Origin of the sequence: Myxococcus sp. CA039A, from assembly GCF_013336645.1 — a bacterium.
Classification (GTDB): domain Bacteria; phylum Myxococcota; class Myxococcia; order Myxococcales; family Myxococcaceae; genus Myxococcus; species Myxococcus llanfairpwllgwyngyllgogerychwyrndrobwllllantysiliogogogochensis.
The window spans coordinates 23,085-29,084 of record NZ_JABUMQ010000122.1; the positions used below are offsets into that span (position 1 = coordinate 23,085).

Genomic DNA, 6,000 nt, shown 5'->3' on the forward strand with positions numbered 1-6,000 from the left:
CGCCCGCCCGTCGGCTCGCAACCGAAGCAGTGCCCAAGCCACCGACGCGTCAACGCCCCAGCGTCAATTCGCCCCGCGAGGGCACATCCACCACGCGCACCTCCGGGCCACCGGGCGTCTCCACATGGAACGCGCCCCACACCACCGTGTAGCGGCCGGGAGGCAGGCCCGACACGATGACCTGCTCGGTGCGAGGCTGATAGACGAGGTGCGCCCACCGCGAGCGCATCAACTCCTGTGCGGGCGGGTTGCTCGACACCGGGACTTCTCCGGCCACCACCCAGAGCGCCTTGCCCCGCTCGGGCTTGAGCTGCACCGTGAGCGAAGCGCTCCCGGGCGAGGGGCCCAGGTCCAGGTGCATCTCCGCGCCGCCCACCTGGACCACCAGCGCGGGCTCCCCCGAGTACTCGAGTCCCGAGCCCAGCATGAACCGGTAGCTGCCCGGCGCCACGTCCACGGAGTAGCCCCCGTCAGGACCGGTGACGATGGTGAGCGGCTCGCCTCGGTCGCCATTCACCGCCTCGACTTCGATGCCCGCCGCCGGCTGTCCTCCCGGACGGAACACGCGACCACTCAGGCGCGTGGCCTGCTTCAGCGTCAGCTCCAGCGCGGCGCGATTCCCGCGCTCCACCGCCTGCGTTCCGCTCAGCCGGCCCTTGCGCGCGGAGACGGTGTAGCGCGCGACATAAGGGGGGCTCGCCAGCGTGAAGCGGCCGTCCGGTCCCGAGAGCACCGACTCGTCGCACACCTCGCAGGAAACCACCGCGTCCGCCACCGGCCCTCCGCTCGCGTCCCTCACCAGGCCACTGATGCTCGGCAGCTTCTCCAGCACCAGGTCGCCCAGTTCGGGTGACACCGGGCGGTCCACCATGAGCGGCTCGTAACCGGAGGCATCCACCGCGACGATGACACGGTCGCCCGCGGTGGGCAGCGCCAGTTCGAAGCGGCCATCCGGGCTGTCCACCTGATGCTCGTCCATCCGGAAGCGACGCACCGGAGCGCCGTCATCGCCAACGACGCGCCCCCGGAAGACATCGCGCTTCTTGAGCACCACCTTCACCGGCGGCCCGCCCGCCTTGCCTTCCGCGCGCTCCGTCTGGTCATAACCGGAGTGCTTCACCTCCAGGCGGTAGCCCCGGTCCGGGCGCAGTGAGCGGAACTCGAAGTGGCCCCGCGCGTCGCTGATGACAGGCTCCGCGCCCCGCGGCACCACCGACAGCGAGGCACCCGCCACGGGCGTGCCTTGCGTGTCCACCACGTCGCCCGTCAGGGGCGCACCGGGCTTCAGCTCCGCCTCCAGCTTGAGCGTCTGACCCTCCACCACCGTCACCTGCCGCCGCTCGGAGGGCTGGTAGTCCGGATGCGAGGCCACCATCGAGTAGGACCCTTCCGGAAGCCCGCGCATGGGCACGACGCCATCGGGGCCGGAGGGACGGTCACTCCGGAAGATGCCCTCCTGATCCACCCACAGCACCACGTCCGCGCCTTCCACGCGCCGACCGCCGGATGACACCGTCACCTCCAGCGCGGCATGAGGCTCCAGCGGAAGCTCCACACCGGAAGCCGGCGCCGTCACCTTCACCTGACCACCGCCCCACTCCGAATGGTGCGCGTGCAGTTCATACAGGCCCGGCGTGGGCACCTGCGCCGCGAAGCGCCCTTCCCCATCCGCCAGCACCGACTCGCCCGTGGGCTGCACCAGCACCGACACGCGGGGCGCGGGACGTCCATACTCGTCCATCACCCGTCCGGTGATGAGCGTGGCGCGCTCCAGTTCCAGCTCCAGGGTCGTCTCGCCCTTGCCCACGCGAGCGGGCAGCTGAACGTCGCGGAAGCCTTCCGCCTTGCCCTCCAGCAGGTACTCGCCCACGGCCAGTGGCCCCAGCTCCACCAATGCGCCCGTGGCCGCGCGCTCACGCCGGACGAGTTCGCCCCGCGAGGTGCGCAGCATCAGCTCCGGAGTGGGCACGGGCTGTCCGGCCTCGTCGACCACCGTGACGAGCAGCTTGCCCGCCTCCTCCAACTCCAGCGTCACCTGCGTCACGCGCGCGTCGAGCGTCAGCGTGCGCGGGGCCGAGCCCAGACCCGGGGCCTCCGCCGTCACCACCAGTTCGTCCGGATACAGGCCGGTGAAGCGCACCACCTCGCCTTCGGTGCGCAGCTCACGCGACAGATGGTCGGCACGAAGGCGCACCGTCGCGGCCGCGGGCTGGCCCTGTCGCATGACGCGAACCTCGAGCGTGCGCGCGGGAGTCAGCTGCAACCGCACCGGCTGCGGCCCCGCCTCGACGTGAGCCTCCACGGCGGGCAGGTAGCCTTCCGCCATCGCCAACACGTAGAAAGGCCCTTCGCCCAGGCCATCCAGCGAGAAGGCCCCTTCCGCGCCGGACTCCGCCTCGAAGGGCAGCGGCACGCGACGGGAGACGGCGTGTACGCGAGCGCCCTTGAGCGGCTGCCCCGCTTCGTCCACCACCTGGCCTCGAATGGAGCGCAAGGGCGGGAGGTACAGCTCCACCGGGTCTCCCGGGGCCGCCCTGTCCCTCAGCGCCACACCCAACCCCGAGGCGCGAGCCCACACGGAGAAGGACACACCAACGAGGTGCTCGAAACGGAAGCGCCCTTGCTCGTCCGTGCGCACCGTCGCGCGTGGACTGAGAAAGCCTCGCTCCTGCTCGAAGAAGGCGAGCGTGTGCAACGCGGACTCGCGGGCCGGGCAGGACAGGAGCGCCTGGTCGCACTCGTCGCAGCGCACGTCCGCCAGCGTCCGCTCGGCGCTGGCCGCGAGGAACACCTCCGCCCCCGACACGGGCTTGCCCGACGCATCCAGCACGCGGCCGGTGAGCGCCAGGCCCTCCTGGCCTCCCGAGGAGACCTCCACCGCGGAGAACTCGGGCAGCGACTTCGGCGTGGAATCCAGGGACGCGGCGGACGCAGGGCTCCGAGGCCCACTCTCGGAATGGGACCAGAGCCAGGCTGCCCCGGCCACCACCAGGGCGGAAATCACCCCTATGAGAATCCAGTTGCGCATGCGCACGTCACTCGGACCTTAGCCCGCGGCCGGGCCCGGAACGGGTGATTCCCTCCGGAAATTCCGGACCCCGTCCTCTCCCGGACGCTCCCCCCATGACGCGTTCCCACCCGGTGGCCTGCGTTGCCACCGGGGAAACACCGTCATGCGTTGGTCACTGCTTCGTGTCGTCCTCGAGCGCGTCCAGTCGCTTCTCCACCCGCTCGAAGCGCGCGTTCGTCGTATCCGCCAACGAGCCGAGCAGCCGAGCCATGCGGCCCGCATGTGTCTCCATCCGCTGGAGTCCACCGGACAGGCCACGAAGCTCACCCGCCACCGTCTCCATGTGCGTCATCATGACGTCCATGTTCGCGCGCAGGGAGTCCGTGCTCGCGCTCAGGGAGTCCACGTTCGCGCGAAGCGATTCGATGTTCGCCTGCATCGCGCCCATATTGGCCTGCATCACGCCCATGTCCTCGCGCATCACCCCCATGCTCTTCAGCACGAAGCCCATGCTCGAGGCCATGACTCGCGTATGCGTCCGCGTGGTCTGCATCTCCTCCCGGAGCTCCGCGACCTCGCCGATCAACCGCACCATGACATCCCGCCCCACCGCCCTCGCCATCCGACCTCCCACCATGGTTTGGCGGGAAGCTACATGGCGGGTCTGACGCGGACCGGACGAGACAACGGAACCACGACGGGTGCGCTGGCTCATGGTCGGTCTCCTCACTCTTCAGCGAAGGGCTGGATGGCCTGCGCCACGGCGAGCTCCTGTCGGGCCTCGCTCAACTCCGAGTTGGTCGCGCGCAGCCGGTCACTCAGCACCTGCACGAAGCTCCAGAGCATCTTCACCGCGAGGATGGACTCGCGCTTCATCAGCCCCATCAGGTCCGGACGGGAGATGACCATGGTGCGCGTGGGCTCCGTCGCGCGCACCGTCGCCGAGCGCGGCGCGTTGTCGATGAGGCCCATCTCTCCGAAGTGGCCGCCAGAACGCAGCTCGGCGATCTCCACGCCGTTCTTCTCGATGGCCACCCGGCCCCGGATGACGACGAAGAGCTCCTCGCCCGGCTGCCCCTCCACCACGATCTCCCGCCCCGCGGGATAGGTGCGCGTGGTGGCGATGGACAACACCGCCGTCTGCTCCTTGTACGTGAGGTGACGGAAGAGCGGAATCTTGCGCAGCGCCTCCATGCGCGACTGCGCTTCGCTCGTCTCCTCGTTGGCCATGGCGGCGCTGTCGCCCGCCACCTTCACCACCACCGCGGTGATGTTGTCCTTGCCACCGCGCTCGTTCGCGATGTCGATGAGCCGCTTGGGCAGGTCCGCCGGCTGAAGCCCCGACACCAGCGGCAGCATCTCCTCATCCTCGACATAGCCGTGCAGGCCGTCCGAGCAGAGGACGAACATGTCGCCGGGCACCAGGTCCACGATGAGCGTGTCCACCTGGACGGATTCCTGGATGCCCACCGCACGCGTAATCACGTTGCGGTACTGCGACGTCGCCGCCTGCTCCTTGGTGATGGTGCCCGCCTTGAGCTGGGCGGCGACGAGCGTGTGGTCCTCGGTGAGCCGGTGACACTGCCCGTGCCGCACCAGATAGACGCGGCTGTCGCCCACGTGGCCGATGACGGCCTTGTTGCCGCCCACCGCCAGGCACACGAAGGTCGTCCCCATGCCCCGCTTGGTCGAGTCCGTCATCGCCGTGCGGTAGATGTCCGCGCACGCCCGCTGGACGGCCACTTCCACCAACGCCGCCGCCGCCGAACGACTGTCCGCCGTGGGGTTGTTGCCCAGGTCCTTCAGCAGATGCCGGTTCGCGGTGATGTGCTGCTTGACCACCTCGGTGGCCCGATTGCTCGCCACCTCTCCCGCCGCGTGCCCGCCCATGCCGTCGGCGACCACGTACAGGCCGAGCGGCACGTCCACCAACATCGCGTCTTCGTTGTGCTGCCGCTTGCGGCCGACGTCGGTCAGTCCGAAGGCTTCTGTGGTCAAGGCCACCGCGAACACTCCCGTGTGTGACTGTAGGCGACTCCGCACGTTATGCAGGCCGCTTGAGACGTGGCAAGGCTCAGGGAGCCATCCGAACCGCGAGCATCCTGACAAAGCCGCTTGCCGTGTAGAACGCCAGCTCCACCTGTCCGAAGCGCAACCGGACGCCATCCTCCAAAAGGACGGGCTTGCGAGGGGTGAGCCGAACCCCGCTCAGCCACGAGCCATTCTTGGAGCCCGCGTCGGTCAGCAGGAAACCCGCCTGGGCTTCATCACGGGCCACCCAGGCGTGGAATCGCGACACACTGCCGTCATCCAGCACCACGTCGTTGTTCCCCGTGCGGCCCACGGTGACGCCCCGGCCGAACGCGTTCGTCCGGCACTTCACCACCGGAAACACCACCGGCTCGTGGGCCCCCAGCGTCGGCGGCCCCGCGTTGGTCACCGTCTTCAACCGGTACTCCTCCTGGTCCGCCAGGCTCTCCACCACCGCCGGAGGCGAAAAGACGAGCAGCCCGGGCGGCAGGTGCCGCTCGAGGTCGCCCCGGTTGCGCAGGTACCGCGAAACATGGGCGCTCAGCAGCTCGGGCATACAGGGGGCGCGGGAGGGGGGAGATTCCCGCGAAACCCAGTCTACGCGGACTTCACCGCCAATCCACGAACAACCCGAGCAGCGGGCCACCCACGAAGCTCCGGCCCAGGTAGCGCCTCTTCAGGCCGAAGGGTTCCCCGTAGCCCACGGCGAGTCCCAGCGCGAACGTGTCGAACTGGTAGCCCGCCTGGAGGCGGCCCTCGATGATGCCCACGGTGTTCTTGTCCGCGGGGGCGCCGCCGTCGAAGTGGGCGCCGTAGAAGACGGGTCCGCCCGTCACCTGGAAGCCCCAGTGAAGGCCGTGGGGCAGGTGGTTGCGGTAGCCGACCCCCACCTGCGCGGTGTGCTCGTAGTACGAGCCCAGCAGCGTCTCCGGCTTGCCTGCTTCCGGGGTCGGCATCGA

4 protein-coding genes and 1 pseudogene are annotated in these 6,000 nt (G+C 69.6%); all 5 read right to left on the reverse strand.

Going from position 1 to position 6,000, the window contains the following annotated elements:
• Positions 1–49: 49 nt before the first annotated feature.
• The gene (locus HR086_RS21230; protein WP_174462494.1) at positions 50–3,028 is read right to left on the reverse strand and encodes a carboxypeptidase regulatory-like domain-containing protein; all 2,979 of its coding nucleotides are present in this window, start codon (positions 3,026–3,028) and stop codon (positions 50–52) included.
• 154 nt (positions 3,029–3,182) lie between these two features.
• Positions 3,183–3,605, reverse strand: a complete 423-nt coding sequence (locus tag HR086_RS21235) for a hypothetical protein (RefSeq protein ID WP_254614508.1) — start codon at positions 3,603–3,605, stop codon at positions 3,183–3,185.
• A 131-nt stretch (positions 3,606–3,736) separates the two neighbouring features.
• Positions 3,737–5,023 (reverse strand): Stp1/IreP family PP2C-type Ser/Thr phosphatase, encoded by a 1,287-nt coding sequence (locus HR086_RS21240; protein WP_141649049.1) that lies wholly within the window; start codon positions 5,021–5,023, stop codon positions 3,737–3,739.
• Between the two features lie 61 nt (positions 5,024–5,084).
• Entirely contained in the window at positions 5,085–5,597 is a 513-nt protein-coding gene (locus tag HR086_RS21245; RefSeq protein ID WP_174456817.1) for an FHA domain-containing protein, read from the reverse strand.
• A 52-nt stretch (positions 5,598–5,649) separates the two neighbouring features.
• A pseudogene (locus tag HR086_RS21250) lies at positions 5,650–6,000 on the reverse strand (hypothetical protein); the annotation flags it as partial.